The organism is Bradyrhizobium iriomotense (genome assembly GCF_018130765.1).
Taxonomy (GTDB): Bacteria; Pseudomonadota; Alphaproteobacteria; order Rhizobiales; family Xanthobacteraceae; genus Bradyrhizobium; species Bradyrhizobium iriomotense_A.
The window spans coordinates 637,298-655,013 of sequence record NZ_JAFCJZ010000001.1 but is presented as its reverse complement, the minus strand read 5'-3'; the positions used below and the strand labels follow the sequence as shown (position 1 = coordinate 655,013).

Genomic DNA, 17,716 nt, shown 5'->3' with positions numbered 1-17,716 from the left:
CGTCATTCCGGGTTCGGTCCTGCGGACCGCCCCGGAATGACGAGCTGATCTGCTTACTTCTCTTCTGCAGCCGGGGCCGGCTCGACCTCGTCGTGCTGGGCTTCCGGATCGAAGAACTCGCCGGCGGCGGCGATCGCCTCGGCGGCCGCATCGCGGTCCTCGTTGCGGGTCGAGATGTCCTCGCCGCGATTGATGCGCTCGGCTTCGTCCTGGCTGCGCGCAACCGTGACGGTGACCTCGACCTCGACCTCGGGGTGAACGGCGACGGTGATCGAGTGCTTGCCGATGGTCTTGATCGGCGCGTCGAGCTGCACCTGCGGACGCGACAGCGACACGCCGTCGGCCTCGAAGGCGGAAACCACGTCGCGCACCGTGACCGAGCCGAACAGCTGGCCGGCTTCGGAAGCCTGGCGGATCACGATGATGTTCTTGCCCTCGATCTTCTCGGCGACCTTGGACGCCTCGGCCTTGGAGGCGAGGTTACGGGCCTCGAGGTCGGCCTTCATGCCGTCGTACTTGGCCTTGTTGTCGGCGGTGGCACGCAGCGCCTTGCCGCGCTTGAGCAGGAAATTGCGGGCATAGCCGTCGCGAACCTTCACGACTTCGCCCATCTGGCCGAGCTTGTTGACGCGTTCCAGCAAAATGACTTCCATATTCGTTCTCCTTTGAAGTGCTCTGGGTTTCAGTTTCAGGGTTGGACTTAAGGGGTCGGCAGCGGCGGCGGCTGCCGGTTGCGCAGGAAGCGCTCGCGGAAGCCGAATACGGCGTCCGCAAGGCCGAGGATCACCATCGCGATGACGGGCCATCCGAAGACGACCACGACGGCATAGGTCGAGCCGAGCCAGAAGGTGCGGCTCTTCAGCGCCAGCGTCAGCGTATGCAGCACGGCAAAGCCGGTGAGCGCGTAGCCCATCATCAGCGCCGCCGTTGTGATCTGCGCGACGATTGCGAGCAGTCCGCCGGTGAAGCAGAAGGCGAGCGCAATGCAGAGCGCGACCAGCGTCATCGGCGGCAGCTCCGCCGTCTTCAGATCCGGCCAGGGACGGCGCAACCGGCCCGACGTCGCCGTCACCTTGGCGCTGAGCCAGAGGTTGAGGGTGAGCGTCATCATCGCGACGATGGTCGCTGCGGCCGGCGCGATGCGCACCAGCGCGTCGACGAGCTGGCTGGCTTCGGCGGAGGTCTGCGGATCGGTGGCACGAAGGATGCGCAGCAGGCCGCGCTGCAGCGTGCTGGTGATGGTCTCGGCGTCGGTGCCGAGCGTGAGCAGGGCCGCGACCGTGGTCAGCGTGGCGAAACCTGCAATCCACAGCAGGATGCGGCCGACCGGATACCACTCGAGCTCGGGCTCGGCTGGCGGCTCGCTGGCGGAAGCATCTGGCACGACGGGGCCGATCTGCCGGCTGAGCAGGACGAGATGGCCGAGCCACCAGGCCGGCAGCGCGACGGTGACGGCGAAAGCGATGCAGTAGGGCAGACCGAACAGGGCGCCAAGGCCGATCGCAGCCGAGATGCCGCCAAGGCTCGCGCAGAGCGGTCCCCAGCCGATCGAGGCGACCATCAAGGGCAGCGGTGCGAGATAGAACAGGACGAGCGAGATCAGCGCGCCCGAGATGATCGAGGCGAACATCAGGGCCGACGCAGCGCCGGCGATCAGGGCTATCAGTCCAAATGCCATCATCAGCTGTCCCGCTCCCTTCGAGCGGTTAGAGGCGTCTTGCCCCAACCATCGGCGACCGGACGACCCGGAAGCCTTATGAAACTTCGAGAGTGCGACCGGCGGCGATGACGCCGCCGGCCGAATTCGTCTTAGCGAATGACGTAGGGCAGCAGGCCCAGGAAGCGCGCGCGCTTGATGGCGCGGGCGAGCTCACGCTGCTTCTTCGCGGACACCGCGGTGATGCGGCTCGGCACGATCTTGCCGCGCTCGGAGACGTAGCGCATCAGCAGCTTGGAGTCCTTGTAGTCGATCTTCGGAGCATTGGCGCCCGTGAACGGGCAGCTCTTGCGACGACGGAAAAACGGACGGCGTGCACCAGCTTCAGCCATTGATCTTACTCCCCATCCGTCGTGGTTTCAGCTTCTTCGCGCGGACGGCGCGGGCCGCGATCACCGCGGAAGCCACCACCGTCACGATCACCGCCACGGAAACCACCCTCGCGGTCGCCACGGAAGCCGCCTTCGCGCTCGCCGCGGAAGCCGCCGCCACGATCGTCACGCTCGCGATCACGGTCGGCCTTGCGCATCATCGCAGACGGGCCTTCCTCGAGCTCCTCGACGCGGACGCTGAGATAGCGGATCACGTCTTCGCTGATGCGCTCCTGGCGCTCGATCTCGGCGATCGCCGCGGAGGGCGCGTCGATGTTGAGCAGCACGAAGTGCGCCTTGCGGTTCTTGTTCATGCGGTAGGTGAGGGAGCGAACGCCCCAGTTCTCGGTCTTGGTGACCTTGCCGCCGAGACCCTCGACGATGCCGGTCATCTGCGCAGTCAGCTCTTCGACCTGCTGCGGGCTCGCGTCCTGGCGCGCGAGAAAAACATGCTCATAGAGAGCCATGGTGGTCCTTTCCTCATGTTGGCGCATCGCCCGGCGTCAAGCCCTTAAGAGGCCTTCGGAAAGGACTCTGGGATTAAGCTCAGAAGGCGGAAACACGGGACGACGGGCCGACTGGCCCTGCCACACCAAAATCACGAATGATTTGCTGAGACCGTCCGTTCAGCTCCCGGCCGGGGTCTGCGGATGCGCGCCTTATACGGATTTTGGGCCGCTTTGCAAGGTTGGAGGGCTCGTTTTCAGCCGGGACAGTCCTGATCCCGGCGGGCGGAGTCGGCTCAGGATACCATCCGGCTTGATTTATTTGTTTGTATAGCATACAAATAAATCAATGGGAGGATCCAATGGCAGACAAATCTGCCCATTTGCCATCTGAGCTGGCTGCAGGCGATCCCAAGCATGCGGCGCGCGCCACGCGCTCGGCCGGCCGCAAGATGCGCTCACTGCTGCTGGATGCGGCAAGCCCGCTATTCCGGGAGCGGGGACTGTCGGGCACGGCGATCACCGACATCGCGGCCGCCGCGAACGCGTTCCCGAGCCAGATCACCTATTATTTCCGCACCAAAGAGGCGCTGTTCGTGGAATGCGCCTGCCGCGACCTCCTGTACCTTGCCCGTGCGACCGAGCAGGCTGCGCTGAAGGCGCGTACGCCGCGGGACTACACCCATGCGCTGGCCGAGACGGTGACGGCGAGCGATTCGGTCGCCTTCTTCGCGGAAGCCCTGACATTGACGCGGCGGCGCCAGGATCTGGCGCCGCTGGTCGAGCGCACCATCGAGCGCCTGCACGCCGAGGGCGCGCGGGCGTATGCGAGCCAGGTCGCGCAGCATGGCTGGCGCTCCTTACGTGCGCCCGACGAAAGCTCGCGGCGGTTCTGGGCCGTCGCCATCGGGGTCATCCTGGAAGGCTACGCCATGGGCCGCTCGCCGGATGAGCTCTGCGCCGAGATGCTGCGCGTGCTCGGCGAGCAGGCGAAGTCGACCGGTGAGGCCGCGCGCCTGCGCCTCGTCGACGACCGCGATGGATCGATCCCTACGGATGAGGAGAGCTAGGCCATGACCGCACTTCGCATGCGTGCCCGCGATTTCCTGACCGACGATCAACTGGCTGACGTGCGCCAGCGCGTGACCTGGAAAGGCATCGCGATGATCGCGCATGCCTGGGCGCTCATCATCGGCGCGATTGCACTCGTTGCATGGTGGCCCAATCCGCTCACCTACATTCTCGCCGTCGCCATCATCGGCTCGCGCCAGCTGGGCCTTGCGATCCTCATGCATGACGGCGCGCATGGCTGCCTGTCTGCCGACGAGAACACCAACCTGACGCTGAGCCAGTGGTTCTGTGCCTATCCGATCTTTGCGGAGACACGTGCCTATCGCCGCTATCATCTGCAGCATCACGCGCGCACCCAGCAGGAGGACGATCCCGATCTCGTGCTGTCGGCGCCGTTTCCGATCACGCAGTTGAGCTACCGCCGCAAGTTCATTCGCGATATCACCGGACAGACGGGTTACCAGCAGCGCAAGGCGCAACTGCTCAACGCGTTCGGTCCGAAGGACTGGCCGTGGCGGCAACGTCTGGCGCATTTCTGGGAGAAGCTCGGCCCGCAATGCATCGTCAATGCCGTGATGTTCGCAGCACTTGCGGCGGCCGGCGTGTGGTGGGCCTATCCGCTGCTATGGCTGGTGCCGCTGCTCACCTGGATGATGGTCATCACCCGCATCCGCAACATCGCCGAGCATGCCGTCGTGCCCGATAGCAGCGATCCGCTGCGCAACACCCGCACCACGCACGCCAATTTTCTCGAGCGGCTGTTCATCGCGCCGTACTACGTAAACTACCACCTCGAGCATCATCTGCTGTTCTACGTGCCCTGCTACAACCTGCCGAAGGTGCATCGCCTGCTCAGCGAGAGCCGGCATGCCGGCCGCATGGAGGTGCAGCCGAACTATGCCGCGGTGCTGCGGCTCGCGACGGCCAAGCCGAACCGTGACGACCGGCCGGGACAATTGGCGAGCAGCGCGCGCCGGGCGCGGGCGGGGGCGAAGGTTGATGCCAACCAGACGGGCGGCGGGTTCTGAGAGACCGCATCCCCGGTTGAACGCCCGTCGAACTTCCCTTCTTGGCTTGACATTCCAGCCTCGGACGGTGTCTACGGCCCCCTTTGGAGCATGATCGGGAACCAAGGCTTGGGCCGGACGTAGTCGGCTGCCGGCTTCTCGATACAACTCAAGCGATCCAGGGGAGCGCCGATGACGGCAGCATTCACATTTCCGGGGCAGGGGTCCCAGGCCGTCGGCATGGGCAAGGCCCTGGCCGACGCCTTTCCGGTGGCACGCGCCGTGTTCGACGAGGTCGATGCCGCGCTTGGGGAGAGACTCACGGCCACCATCTGGGATGGTCCGGCCGAGACCCTGCAGCTCACCGAGAACGCCCAGCCGGCGCTGATGGCGGTGTCTATCGCCACCCTGCGCGTGCTGGAGGCTGAAGCCGGTTTTTCCGTGGGGCGGGACGCTGCCTTCGTCGCCGGCCACTCGCTCGGCGAATATTCGGCGCTGGCCGCGGCCGGCAGCCTGACGATCTCCGACACGGCCCGGTTGCTTCGCACCCGCGGTCTCGCAATGCAAAAGGCCGTGCCGGTCGGTGCCGGTGCGATGGCCGCGCTGCTCGGCCTCGATTACGAGGCCGCCATGCAGGTCGCGGGCGAGGCGGCGCAGGGCCAGGTCTGCCAGGCCGCCAATGACAATGGCGGCGGGCAGGTGGTGGTCTCCGGCGACAAGGCGGCGGTCGATCGCGCCGTCGAGATCGCCAAGACCAAGGGCGCCAAGCGTGCGATGCTGTTGCCGGTGTCCGCCCCGTTCCATTGCAAGCTGATGCAGCCCGCGGCCGATGCCATGGCCGAGGCGCTGGCGAAGGTCACGATCAAGGCGCCGGCGGCGCCCTTGGTGTCGAACGTGCTGGCGAGCGCCATCACCGATCCCGACGAGATCCGCCGCCGTCTGGTCGAGCAGGTCACCGGCACCGTGCGCTGGCGCGAGTCGGTTGCCTATATGGCTGGGCAGGGCGTGACCCGTTTCTTCGAAATCGGCGCCGGCAAGGTGCTGACGGGACTCGTCAAACGCATCGCCGACGGTGCCGTCGGTGTTGCCGTGGGCGGACCGAACGATATTGCCGCCGCCAAGGATGCATTGGCCGCTGCGAAGCAGGCCTAAGTTTGCGCACGATCTTTCCGGAAAACCGCTACACATTTTTCCGGATCGTGTTTTGGAGGAGTTTTTAATGTTCGATCTGACTGGCAAAAAGGCGCTCGTCACCGGCGCGACCGGCGGCATCGGCGGCGCGATCGCGCAGGCGCTGCATGCGCAGGGCGCCACCGTCGCCATCTCAGGAACGCGCAAGGAAGTGCTGGACGAGCTTGCCGGCAAGCTCGGCGAGCGCGTTCACGTGCTGCCCTGCAACCTCTCCAAGGCTGACGAGGTCGAGGCGCTGGTGCCCGCCGCGGAAGCGGCGATGGGCCAGGTTGACATTCTCGTCGCCAATGCCGGCATCACGCGCGACAATCTCTTCGTGCAGCTTCGCGACGAGGACTGGGAGGAGGTCATCAACGTCAACCTGACCGCGACCTTCCGCCTGGCGCGCGCCGCCACCAAATTGATGATGCGCAAGCGCTTCGGCCGCATCATCGCGATCACCTCGGTGGTCGGCGTCACCGGCAATCCGGGGCAGGGCAATTATACTGCATCGAAGGCGGGCCTGATCGGCATGATCAAGACTCTCGGTGCCGAATACGCCAAGCGCGGCGTCACCGCGAACTGCATCGCGCCCGGCTTCATCAAGACGCCGATGACGGATGCGCTGAACGACAAGCAGCGTGAGACGATCCTGACCAAGGTTCCGGCTGCCCGTCTGGGGACGCCCGAGGACATCGCGGCGGCGGCCGTCTACCTGAGTTCGAACGAAGCGGCCTATGTCACGGGCCAGACCATCCACGTCAACGGCGGCATGGCCATGATCTGAAGCCCTCGTTCCGCACCGCCCACATGGGCGGTCCGGGATGCGGCGAACGGCCGTTTCCGGAGCGAAATGAGGCTTGTAGTCAAGGCTATTGAAGTATGATAACCGGACCTTCAACGGATGGGCAAAGAACGCCATTGCAGGTTTTTGAAACCCTGTATATTGGCGATGCGGAGCCTTGGCCGTCGTTCGCCGGGCCCTGCATCGGTTAGGATGGGGCCAAATCAAAGTTCGTAAGCAAAGGCAAGTAACACGACCACGACGGCTCGTATCGTCCCGGGGGGTCGGGTCTACAGGGAACAACACGAGGTTAAGCAATGAGTGACATTGGCGAGCGGGTTAAGAAGATCGTGGTCGAACACCTTGGTGTTGAACCCGAGAAGGTTGTCGACGCTGCGAGCTTCATCGACGACCTTGGCGCCGACAGTCTGGACACCGTCGAGCTGGTGATGGCGTTCGAAGAAGAATTCGGTTGCGAGATTCCGGACGACGCTGCGGAAACGATTCTCACCGTCGGCGACGCCACGAAGTTTCTCGAGAAGAACGCGAAGAGCTAAGGCTCTTCATTTTCGCGGGGACAACAGTTGAAACCGGACGGGCCGCTTCGCAGCGGCCAGCCGGTTTCTTGTTATTGGCCGTGAATCTTTCGATGCGGAGTTTTCGGATATGAGGCGGGTCGTCGTCACGGGTCTCGGCATGGTCTCGCCACTCGGCTGTGGCGTCGAGCCGACCTGGAAGCGCATCCTCAACGGCGAAAGCGGTGCGCGCAGGATCGAGAGCTTCGATGTTTCCGATCTGCAGACCAAAATCGCCTGCACGGTCGTGCGCGGCGACGGCACCAACGACAGCTTCAATCCCGACAAATGGATGGAGCCGAAGGACCAGCGCAAGGTCGACGACTTCATCATCTTCGGCATGGCCGCCGCAGGCCAGGCGCTCGACGACGCCAATTGGCACCCCGAATCCGAAGAGGACAAGTGCGCGACCGGCACCATGATCGGGTCGGGCATTGGCGGCCTCAACGGTATCGCCGACACAGCGATCCTGCTGAAGGAGCGGGGACCGCGCCGGGTGTCGCCGTTCTTCATCCCGGGCCGCCTGATCAATCTCGCCTCCGGCTACGTCTCGATCGCGCACGGGCTGAAGGGGCCGAACCATTCGGTGGTCACGGCCTGCTCGACCGGTGCGCATGCGGTCGGCGATGCCGCCCGCCTGATCGCGCTCGGCGATGCCGACGTCATGGTCGCCGGTGGCGCCGAATCGCCGATCAGCCGCATCGGCATTGCCGGCTTCAATGCCGCGCGCGCACTCTCGACCGGCTTCAACGAGACACCCGAGAAGGCCTCGCGTCCCTACGACAAGGACCGCGACGGTTTTGTCATGGGCGAGGGCGCCGGCGTCCTGGTGCTCGAGGAACTCGAGCACGCGCAGCGCCGCGGCGCCAGGATCTACGCCGAGGTGATCGGCTACGGCCTGTCGGGCGATGCCTATCACATCACGTCGCCGTCGCCCGATGGCGATGGCGGTTTCCGCAGCATGTCGGCCGCGCTGAAGCGTGCCGGCCTGACGCCGTCCGATCTCGACTACATCAACGCGCACGGCACCTCGACGCCGCTCGGCGACGAGATCGAGCTCGGCGCGGTCGAGCGTCTGCTCGGCAATGCCGCCTCCAAGGTTGCGATGTCCTCGACCAAGTCGTCGACCGGCCATCTCCTCGGCGCGGCGGGTGCGATCGAGGCGATCTTCGCCATTCTCGCGATTCGCGATAATGTCGTGCCGCCGACCATCAACCTCGACAATCCGTCGGTCCAGACTGCGATTGATCTCGTGCCGCACAAGGCGAAGAAGCGTGAGGTCAATGTCGCCTTGTCGAACTCTTTTGGTTTTGGCGGCACCAATGCGTCGGTGATCGTCCGGCGTTTGGCCAGCTAGTTTGCGTTTGAGACGAATCCACCGTTTTGCCGTATTCGGCGATAGTCATAGAAGTGGGCGCGTGCATTTGGCTGGGCAAGCGATTGTCAGGCCGCGATTGAACCGGCAGGATTCAGGTTGCTTCGATGAGTGAAAGGCCGCCCATTTCGCCCCGGAGCCCGCGGGCAGCGCTCGAGCCGGAACAGGTTCCGCCGCCGCCGAAGCGATCGGAGCGTGCGCGCAACCCCTTCGTGGTCGTCGGCAATGCCATCATCACCCTGCTGCTGATCGCCATGCTCGGCGCCGGCGCCGTGTATTATTACGGTCGGCAGGTGCTGGAAGCACCGGGGCCGCTCAGGGAAGACAAGATCGTCAACATCCCGCAGCGTGCCGGCAAGCGCGACATCGCTGAGACGTTGAACAAGGAAGGCGTGACCGACGTCAATCCGTGGGTGTTTATCGCCAGCGTCGCCGCGCTGAAGGCGAGCTCGGACCTCAAGCCGGGTGAGTATGCGTTCCAGAAGAACGCATCGCTGCGCGACGTCATCGCCACCATCGTCGAGGGCAAGGTGGTGCAGCACGCCGTGACGATTCCCGAAGGCCTGACCTCCGAGCAGATCGTGGCGCGGCTGTCCGACAACGACATCTTCACCGGCAGCGTGCGTGAGCTGCCGCGCGAGGGCACGCTGCTGCCCGAGACCTACAAATTCCCGCGCGGCACCACGCGCGAGCAGGTGATCCAGCGCATGCAGCAGGCGCACAAGCGCGTGCTGGCGGAGATCTGGGAACGCCGCAGCCAGGACGTTCCGGTCAAGACTCCCGAGCAGCTGGTGACGCTGGCCTCGATCGTCGAGAAGGAGACCGGCAAGCCCGACGAGCGCAGCCGCGTTGCCGCGGTGTTCGTCAATCGCCTGAGGCAGAAGATCAAGCTGCAGTCCGATCCGACGATCATCTACGGTCTCGTCGGCGGCAAGGGTACGCTGGGCCGTCCGATCAAGCGCAGCGAGATCACGCAGCCTTCGCCCTACAACACCTATGTGATCGACGGCCTGCCGCCGGGTCCGATCTCCAATCCCGGCCGCGCCTCGCTGGAAGCCGCCGCCAACCCGGCCCGCACCCGCGACCTCTATTTCGTCGCCGACGGCACCGGCGGGCATGCCTTTACCGAGACCTACGACGCGCACCAGAAGAACGTCGCCAAGCTGCGCGCGATGGAGAAGCAGATCCAGAACGACACGGTCGAGCCGGCCGAGGATGCGCAGCCCCCGGCCGCCGCAGCGCCCGGCGCTGCCGACGCGCCGACCGCGACCACGCCGGCGCGCCCCAATCAGCAGAAAAAGCCGCCGGCGACGCGCCCGGCCAATCCAGCCAATCCCGCACCGGCCCGGCAGGGCGCGGTGCAGTCCTCGCCGCCGGTGGTCCAGCGCTAAAGCATGATCCGGAAAAGTGCGAAGCGGTTTTCCGAAAAGATCATGCGTAAACAACAACCTAAAGCGCGATGACGATTCATCCAAATCTCATCACGCTTTAGCCGCGCAGACCTGCCTACGGGACTTTGCGGATTCCACTTTCCTGCAAAATAGTCTTAAGATTCGCGTGGCTTGATGCCACGCGAATCCTTTTGTTCCTGGAGAATCTGACCTGATGGCGCTGTCGTCCATGACCGGCTTTGCCCGAAGCCACGGCGCGAGCGGGCCGTACACGTTCGAATGGGAATTGAAGTCGGTCAACGCCAAGGGCTTTGACCTCAGGGTGCGGCTGCCGCAGGGGTTCGACGAGCTCGAGGCCCATGCCAAGAAGCGCGCCGGCGAGCTGCTGTCGCGCGGCACCGTCTACGCCAATCTCACCGTCAAGCGCACCAATGCGGCCGCCTCGGTCCGCGTCAACGAGGACGTGCTCAACGCGGTCTTGAAGGCCGCCGCGCTGATCTCCGGCAAGGTCGACGCCGTGGCGCCGAGCATCGACGGCCTGCTCGCCATCAAGGGCGTGGTCGAGGTCGCCGAGCCCGAGGGCGACGAGGAGGAGGACAAGGCGGCCCGTGCCGCTGCCGCGGAGGCCTTCGACAAGGCGCTCGACGAGCTGGTCGCGATGCGCAAGCGCGAGGGGACCTCGCTCGGCCAGATCCTGACCCAGCGGGTCGACGAGATCGAGCAGCTTGCGAAAAAGGCGGAAGCTGCGCCCGGCCGCAAGCCGGAGGCGATCAAGGCGAGGCTTGCCGAGCAGATTGCAACCCTGCTCGACACGTCAGACCGTTTCGATTCCGACCGCCTGATGCAGGAGGCGATCCTGATCGCGACCAAGGCCGACATCCGCGAGGAGCTCGACCGCATCGCCTCGCATGTCGCGCAGGCGCGCGAGCTGATCGGCAAGGGCGGCCCGATCGGGCGCAAGCTTGACTTCCTGGCGCAGGAGTTTCACCGCGAGGTCAACACCTGCTGCTCGAAGTCGAACGACATCGAGCTCACCAACACGGGACTCGCCATGAAGAACGTGGTCGAGCAGTTCCGCGAGCAGGTCCAGAATCTGGAGTGATCGATGACGACGGGCGGTCACGGAACTGACGGTGTCGAGCGGCGCGGATTGATGTTCGTGCTGTCCTCGCCGTCGGGCGCGGGCAAGACGACGCTGTCGCGGATGCTGCTCGAACGGGAGCCCGGCCTGAAGATGTCGGTGTCGGCGACCACGCGTCAGATGCGGCCGGGAGAGGTCGAGGGGCGCGACTATTTCTTCGTCACCAAGCCGAAGTTCGAGACGATGGTGGAGCAGGGTGAACTGCTCGAATGGGCCACCGTGTTTGACAATCTCTACGGGACGCCGCGTGCTCCGGTGGAGGCGGCACTGTCGGCCGGGCAGGACGTGCTGTTCGACATCGACTGGCAGGGCACACAGCAACTGCACCAGAAGGCGAGTGTCGACGTGGTTCGCGTCTTCATCCTGCCGCCCTCGGCGGCCGACCTCGAGAAGCGGCTGCATTCACGCGCGCAGGATTCCGACGAGGTGATCCGCAAGCGCATGAGCCGCGCCAGCCACGAGATGAGCCACTGGGCCGAGTACGACTACATCGTCATCAACCACAACGTTGATGAGGCCTTCGCCGAGGTGCAGTCGATCCTGAAGGCCGAACGCCTCAAGCGCGAGCGGCGGACTGGCCTCGTCGGCTTTGTGCGAGGGCTGCAAGCTCAGCTTCAGGGCTAGGCTGCGACAGCCGCGGCCCTTCGTTCAGCAGCCGTTCCAGCATCGTCGTGATGATGTCGATGTTGACCGCATCCTCATTGCGGTCGTCATGTTGTTCAGCGGCCTCGTTCGCGGCCAATCGGGGCGCACGGATCTCGATCTCGAACTCCCTGTCGAACACCGGGATCTCCTCCGCATCGCGCTGCGCGACTTCGGCGACGGCCGGCGGCTCGTGCGTTTCGATCACATCGACCTCGCGGTCGATCGCGGCAAGTTGCGCGGCCTGCGGACGCACGGCATCGAAGTCGATCGGGCGCGGCTGCCGCGCGCGCGGCGTGGCCGGCATCGCATCGAGCCAGGGCGCACGGTCCCGGTTTTGCGGCTCCCGATCGTCCCAATTCACGCGGCGGTGGTCGCTTGCCTGGCCGCGGACGCGCGCGCCGGCGAAGCGGTAGATCACGCTGGCGAGGATGCCGGCGAGCGCCAGCGCGCCGCCGACAACGAGCAGCAGCATCTGGAGCGAGCCGGTCGGCTTGTCGGCGGGAATTTCAGCCGTGGCGAGAGCCACCGGCGCTTTCGCCGGCTTTGCGCTCGGCTGCGCGGCTGCCGCGTCGGGAGCGGGCATCGGCTGCGGCGCAGCGGACGTTGCGGAGGCGTCAGGCCAGCGCGTGGCAACGGCGGGCTGTTCTGAATTGGTGTCGGCGACGGCGCTCGGCGGCGCAGTCGCTGCGGCCGGCGCGGTCATGTTCGGCGCTCCCAGTGCGGCACCGGTCTGCGCTGCGACGTATTCGGCGCGCGCATTCTGCACTGATGGCGGGGCGGCTGCATCGGCATTTTGTCCGTCGGTCGACGCCTGCGCGCTCTGTGTCGCCTTGGTGCCTTCGGCGCGCAGATACCAGCATTGCCGCTTGGTTCCGCGCTCGACGCGATAGCGCCAGTGCTGCCCCTGCGGCGCGGCCCCTTTCGGCGAAGCGAGGCACTCGTCGGCCGCACCGGCCGTGCTCGATGCGGTGGGCGCGTTCTGCGACACGGCAGCGAGTGGCGCGCCGGCAATGATGCTGCCAACAAGCGCAGATACGAATTTCGCGGTTCGGTTGCCCATCCTGGTCTCCCGGTTACGCATTACGCAACTCTTAACCATCCCTTTCTCGTCAAAGAGTTGGGTGGCAATGAGCCGCAAATCCGGAGAGGATGTGGCTTGAATTGGGCCTGGCGCGCGTTCGTTCCGCCGCGAATTCAGGTCTCTTTCGGGCCGTTATTGCTTGGTCGAGGTCCAGGTTCCCGAGCAGGCGGCTGCGGAACCTTCCGCCCCCGGATCACCAGCGGTAACGCAGCGTGCCCGTGCCTGCGTAGGTCCGCGCGCGGTCGGCGAACACGCCGTCGAACTTTGCCGACAGCGTGATGCCGCGCGCTAGCTGCAGATCGGCCCCAGTGGAGAGCAGCGCGCTGTCTTTCGCGGGCGTCGCGCCGTTGACGACGACGAAGCTCGCCCCCGGCAGCGTCTGGAACACCGCTGACAGCGTGGGATCGCTGACCCAATCATGGGCGAAGGCGAGGCGGCCGCGCAGCGTCAACGCGGTGCCGGGCGCAACCAGCATGGCGCGGTCGAAGCGGGCGCCAAGCTCGCCGCGTGTGTCGGTCGCGCTGCGGGCGCTGTAGGCAAGACCAAAGCCGCCGCCGGTGAGGTCGGTCTCGCTGTAGGACGGTGTGCGGAAGCTTTGCGCCTGCAGCGCCGCGTAGGGCGTGATCCCGATCAACGGCGTCGCTATTCGATAGCCGCCTTCGATGCGCCCGCCATAGCTCTGCGCGTTGAAGCGCGCGGTGAGATGATCGCCGAAAGCGGCGAGGCGGTCGGTCGACATCCAGTGGTTGGCCGCCGCCAGCGAGGCGGCGACGTAGGCCGGCCCGGAGCGCACGGTCGCATAGATGCCGCCCTGGAACGCGTCGCTCTTGCCGCCGCCGAGCCCTTGCGTGAGATCCCATCGGGTGCCGCCACCGGCGAGCGCAAAGCCGACCATCGCGTTGCGGGTCAGGTGATAATCGAGCCCCGCAGCACCGCCCGCGACTTGCGCGGTGAGATCGTGGCTGCCGATGACCGCATCGCCATTGGTCTTGCTGGTGCCGCCGAAGCCGCTGGCCCACGCGCTCCAGCGCGGCTCGAATGCCGGCTCAGCCTTGTCGAGCGGCGTCTTCGTCACCCTGGCGTAAGCGAGGGCGATGTCGTCCGGCAAGGCCGCGCGCTCCGGTGCGAAGCCGACCGCCTGACCTCCGGTACCGCCCGCGCCGTCGCGGCCGCCGGCGGACGGGTCGAGCATCAGGCCGAGGAACTGACCCATGAACTGGAATGCGCCCTGCTGCGCGCCGGTCGAGGGTTCTCCGGAGAGCTGCGACAGCGCGGTGCCGAGATTGCCGCCGGTGAGGCCGAACACACCTGCAAAGTTCGCCGGCAGCGCGCCGCCGCTGTTGAAGGCGTTGTTGAGCGTATCGGCGACGTTCTGCTGGTTCACGTTCAGCCCGGTGCCGGTGCCGAGCGCAGCAGAGAGATTGAGCAGCACGTCCGTCGGCGTGTAGCTCAGGCTGGCGACGAAGTTTGTCGCGCTGGCGCCTGCGAAGGTGGTGCTGCCGAGACCACCGGCGGCGTGCAGGATGGTGGACTGCTTGGCGACCGAACTGCCGGAGGCGATCGTCACCTGCACGCTGGCGCCGGTGAGCGTCGCCGTGCCCGAGACATTGGCGCGTGACGCCGTCGTCGCCCCGACCTGCACGAGATAGAGCGCGCCCGACTGCATGGCGAGGTTGCCGGCGATGGTCAGCACCGAGCCGGGCGCACCGGAGGCGGGCGCCAGCCTGCCGCCGCTGTTGACGGTCACCGATCCGACCGTGCCGGTGCCGGCCAGTGTGCCGCCGCTGTTCACGGTCGTGCTCGACACGATCGAGCCGTTGACCGCAAGCGTGCCGCCGTTGATCGCGGTCAGGCCGGTGTAGGTGCTGGCGGCGGTGAAAATGGTGGTGCCCGCCTCGACAATGACCGAGCCAATGTTGGCGACGCTGCTCATAATGACCGGCGCAAAGACGTAGTTCGAGGAGGTGTGGTTGAAGACGATGCTGCTGCCGGCGCTGCTCCTGAACCTGACGACCGGTGTATTCAGCGTGCCGGGCGCAACAGCGGTCTGGCCGGACGCGGCACCGATATTCAGCGTTCCCGTGGACAGGGGCCAATAGCCAACCGTCACGTTGGAAGCCGAGACGACGGCGCCATTGGCGATTGTCAGGGTGCCGGCGCCGTCCAGGCCGACGTCGAGATTGCCGGAGATGGCCCAGGACGATCCAGCGCCGGTGACCGTCACGGAGCCCGTCGAGAAGAAATCGCCGCCGATCACCCCGATCAGGCTGCTCACCGCGGCGCCGTCCGCGATCGTCAGCGTGCCGGTGCCGGTCTGGCCGACATAGAGGAAGCTGGAATTCGCCCAGGACGAACCGGCACCGGTCACCGTCACGGTGCCTGTCGCGCCGGAATTGAGGCCGATCATTGCGGTCGTGTTGCTCACCACGCCGCCGCCCGCGATCGTCAGTGTGCCGGTGCCGTCCTGGCCGACGGTCAGGTTGCCGGCATTGCTCCAGGACGAGCCTGCGCCGGTGATGGTCACGGTGCCGGTCGCGCCAGCATTGGTGCCGATCACCGCGCTCGCATTGCTGACCATGCCGCCATTGGCGACCGTCAGCGTGCCAGTGCCGGATTCGCCGACCGAGAGTATGCCGGCATGGGTCCAAGACGAACCTGTGCCGGCGACGGTCACCGTGCCGGTCGCGCCGGAATTGACGCCGATATACCCGTCGACACCGTTGCTCACGGTGCCCCCGTTGCTGACCACCAGCGTGCCGGTACCGGCCTGGCCGACATAGAGATTGCCGGCATCGGTCCAGGACGAGCCGGCGCCGTCGATCGTCACGGTGCCGGTCGCACCGGAATTGACGCCGATGGATCCGTCGGCGCCGTTGCTCACGGTGGCGCCGTTCTTGACGGTCAGCGTCCCCGTGCCGGAGTAGCCGACCCAGAGCGCGATGTGATTGGTCCAGGACGAGCCCGCGCCATCGACCGTCACGGTGCCGCTCGCGCTGGCACCGCGGCCGACATAGCCGGACTGGTCACTCACCGCACCACCGCTCTGGATCGTCAGCGTGCCGGCGCCGGAATAGCCGACGGAGAGGTCGGCGGAGTTGCTCCAGGACGAGCCCGCGCCGTCAACCGTTGCCGTGCCGGTCGAGCCGAGATTGAGGCCGAGAGCACCGCCCGCATTGGACAGCGTTCCCCCGTTCTGGATGGTAAGGGCTCCGGTCGCGGACAAGCCGATGATTGCGCTCTGCGCGTGCGCGTTGCCGGACGAGATGATGGCGGCATTGGGCGAGGTGGTGTCGATGAACGCATTGGTGGCGTTGGTCGGGACGCCGCTGGGGGTCCAGTTGCCGGCCGTGAACCAGTCCGGTGTCGCGCCATTCCAGCTCTGCGCCTGCGCCTGTGTCGTTGTCGCCCATGTCAATGTCGCTAGGGACAGCGCCAGTGCAGCCAATGATGTGATGCTGATTCGACCGCGTTTCGCGCTTCGGCTCAGAGCCCTCGCTCCTTGCGACATTCCCAGTGCCCCTCCTGGCCGGGCACTGAGCGTCGCAAAACGACATTCTCACCAGCCTTCCAACGGACGCGCGCAATGCGGGCGGCTAGACAAAGCCCGGTTGCGTCCTCCTCAGCAATGAGTTCCACCATCACTGCGGGCTGGAACTTGTCAATGCTTCTCGCCAGGAGGAGCCCGGAAATTTTGGCAGACCATGCGGCCCGATGGATTCCGGGCCTGCGTGCTTCCGCCTTCGCTCCTCGAGCTTCGGCGGACAGGGCGCACGCATCCCGCAATGACGGCCGTTACGATTATGCCGCCAGGTGCTGAGCGAAGAACGACTTCAGCTTGTCGAACGGAATCAGCTTGACGCGGTCATAGAGATCGACATGGCCGGCGCCGGGGACATAGACCAGCTCCTTGGGCTCGGCTGCGCGCTTGTAGGCGTCCTCGCTGAACTCCCTTGAATGCGCCTGGTCGCCGGTGATGAACAGCAGCGGGCGTGGCGAGATCGTCTCGATGTCGTCGAACGGATAGAAGTTCATGAACTTGACGTTGCTGGTCAGCGTCGGGTGCGTGGTCAAGAGATCCGAGCTGCCCTGCGGCGTGTATTGACCGCGCGAGGTGCGATAGAAATCGTAGAATTCGCGCTGGATCGGGTCGGTATTCGGCGCGAGCTGATGCACGGTGCCGCTGGTGTACTCGGTGTTGCCGCCGGCCCGCTCGACGTAACGCTGCTCGGCCGCCGCCGCGATGATCCGCTTGCGCTCGGCGAGAGAGAGGGAGTGGCGCAGCCCGTTGCGGTTGGCGGAGCCCATGTCGTACATGCTGACCGTGGCGATAGCCCGCATACGCGGATCGATCTTGGCTGCGCTGATGACGAAGCTGCCGCTGCCGCAGATGCCGATCGCGCCGATCCGGTTTCGATCGACGAACGGCTGAAGACCGAGGAAATCTACCGCAGCACTGAAATCCTCGGCATAGATGTCCGGGGCAACCGCATTGCGCGGCTTGCCTTCGCTCTCGCCCCAGAACGACAAATCGAGGGAGGCGGCGACAAAGCCTTGCTCTGCCATTTTCGTGGCGTAGAGGTTGGCGCTTTGCTCCTTCACCGCGCCCATCGGATGACCGACGACAATGGCCGGACTCTTCTTGTTGCGGTCGAGGTCCTTCGGGAGAAACAGGTTGCCGGCAACAGCCATCTCATACTGGTTCTTGAAGGTCACCTTTTGCACGGCGACCTTGTCGCTCCGGTAGAAATTATCGGCACCGTTCGACACGTCCTGAGCCATGGCGGGAAGCGTCTCGGTGATCGATGTGAGTGCGAACGCGGCCGCGCCCAGGACTGGAAGCTTCAGAACATCGCGGCGATCGATCTCCGCGACGGACTCCTCGCCCTGATTTTCAATCTTGTCGTTCATCGCTGACCTCCGTCTTCGTTTGCGAATGCGCGTG

General features: G+C 65.6%; 16 protein-coding genes. 9 read left to right on the top strand and 7 right to left on the bottom strand.

All coding sequences use genetic code 11. The features are described from left to right. Positions 1-53: 53 nt before the first annotated feature. The 4 genes from rplI to rpsF all read right to left on the bottom strand — a co-directional run bounded on the left by rplI (position 54) and on the right by rpsF (position 2,555). Positions 54-653, bottom strand: a complete 600-nt coding sequence (rplI, locus tag JQ635_RS03120) for a 50S ribosomal protein L9 (RefSeq protein WP_211408382.1) — start codon at positions 651-653, stop codon at positions 54-56. A 47-nt stretch (positions 654-700) separates the two neighbouring features. Next, positions 701-1,681 (bottom strand): DUF2232 domain-containing protein, encoded by a 981-nt coding sequence (locus tag JQ635_RS03115; RefSeq protein ID WP_211408381.1) that lies wholly within the window; start codon positions 1,679-1,681, stop codon positions 701-703. A gap of 128 nt (positions 1,682-1,809) precedes the next feature. Next, on the bottom strand, positions 1,810-2,049 hold the full coding sequence (gene rpsR / locus JQ635_RS03110; protein ID WP_007592020.1) for a 30S ribosomal protein S18: 240 nt from the start codon (positions 2,047-2,049) through the stop codon (positions 1,810-1,812). Positions 2,050-2,054: 5 nt separating this feature from the next. Further along, entirely contained in the window at positions 2,055-2,555 is a 501-nt protein-coding gene (gene rpsF / locus JQ635_RS03105) for a 30S ribosomal protein S6 (RefSeq protein WP_028171082.1), read from the bottom strand. A gap of 341 nt (positions 2,556-2,896) precedes the next feature. Between rpsF and JQ635_RS03100 the strand changes: the two genes are divergently transcribed. From JQ635_RS03100 to gmk, 9 genes are all read left to right on the top strand, one after another. After that, positions 2,897-3,604, top strand: coding sequence for a TetR/AcrR family transcriptional regulator C-terminal domain-containing protein (locus JQ635_RS03100; RefSeq protein ID WP_211408380.1), 708 nt, complete (start codon positions 2,897-2,899; stop codon positions 3,602-3,604). A gap of 3 nt (positions 3,605-3,607) precedes the next feature. Next, positions 3,608-4,633: a fatty acid desaturase family protein gene (locus tag JQ635_RS03095; RefSeq protein WP_211408379.1), complete on the top strand. Its 1,026-nt coding sequence runs from the start codon at positions 3,608-3,610 to the stop codon at positions 4,631-4,633. 171 nt (positions 4,634-4,804) lie between these two features. After that, entirely contained in the window at positions 4,805-5,764 is a 960-nt protein-coding gene (gene fabD / locus JQ635_RS03090) for an ACP S-malonyltransferase (protein WP_211408378.1), read from the top strand. Positions 5,765-5,831: 67 nt separating this feature from the next. After that, positions 5,832-6,569: a 3-oxoacyl-[acyl-carrier-protein] reductase gene (fabG, locus tag JQ635_RS03085; protein ID WP_211408377.1), complete on the top strand. Its 738-nt coding sequence runs from the start codon at positions 5,832-5,834 to the stop codon at positions 6,567-6,569. 314 nt (positions 6,570-6,883) lie between these two features. Then, a complete protein-coding gene (locus JQ635_RS03080; protein ID WP_008130699.1) occupies positions 6,884-7,123 on the top strand; it encodes an acyl carrier protein in 240 nt (79 codons plus the stop codon). Between the two features lie 109 nt (positions 7,124-7,232). After that, entirely contained in the window at positions 7,233-8,498 is a 1,266-nt protein-coding gene (gene fabF / locus JQ635_RS03075; RefSeq protein ID WP_211408376.1) for a beta-ketoacyl-ACP synthase II, read from the top strand. Positions 8,499-8,623: 125 nt separating this feature from the next. Beyond that, the gene (gene mltG, locus JQ635_RS03070; protein ID WP_211408375.1) at positions 8,624-9,907 is read left to right on the top strand and encodes an endolytic transglycosylase MltG; all 1,284 of its coding nucleotides are present in this window, start codon (positions 8,624-8,626) and stop codon (positions 9,905-9,907) included. A gap of 214 nt (positions 9,908-10,121) precedes the next feature. Then, entirely contained in the window at positions 10,122-11,009 is an 888-nt protein-coding gene (locus tag JQ635_RS03065) for a YicC/YloC family endoribonuclease (protein ID WP_211408374.1), read from the top strand. Positions 11,010-11,012: 3 nt separating this feature from the next. Next, on the top strand, positions 11,013-11,672 hold the full coding sequence (gene gmk, locus JQ635_RS03060; RefSeq protein ID WP_211408373.1) for a guanylate kinase: 660 nt from the start codon (positions 11,013-11,015) through the stop codon (positions 11,670-11,672). On the opposite strand, the gene JQ635_RS03055 is transcribed toward gmk, so the two are convergent. The 3 genes from JQ635_RS03055 to JQ635_RS03045 form a co-directional block, all read right to left on the bottom strand. Beyond that, complete coding sequence (locus tag JQ635_RS03055) at positions 11,605-12,753, bottom strand: hypothetical protein (protein ID WP_211408372.1); 1,149 nt, start codon at positions 12,751-12,753, stop codon at positions 11,605-11,607. The two genes, gmk and JQ635_RS03055, sit on opposite strands and share 68 nt — an antisense overlap. 214 nt (positions 12,754-12,967) lie before the next feature. Then, entirely contained in the window at positions 12,968-16,219 is a 3,252-nt protein-coding gene (locus JQ635_RS03050; RefSeq protein ID WP_211408371.1) for an autotransporter outer membrane beta-barrel domain-containing protein, read from the bottom strand. 353 nt (positions 16,220-16,572) lie between these two features. Further along, positions 16,573-17,682, bottom strand: coding sequence for an alpha/beta hydrolase (locus JQ635_RS03045; protein WP_211408370.1), 1,110 nt, complete (start codon positions 17,680-17,682; stop codon positions 16,573-16,575). Positions 17,683-17,716 lie beyond the last annotated feature (34 nt).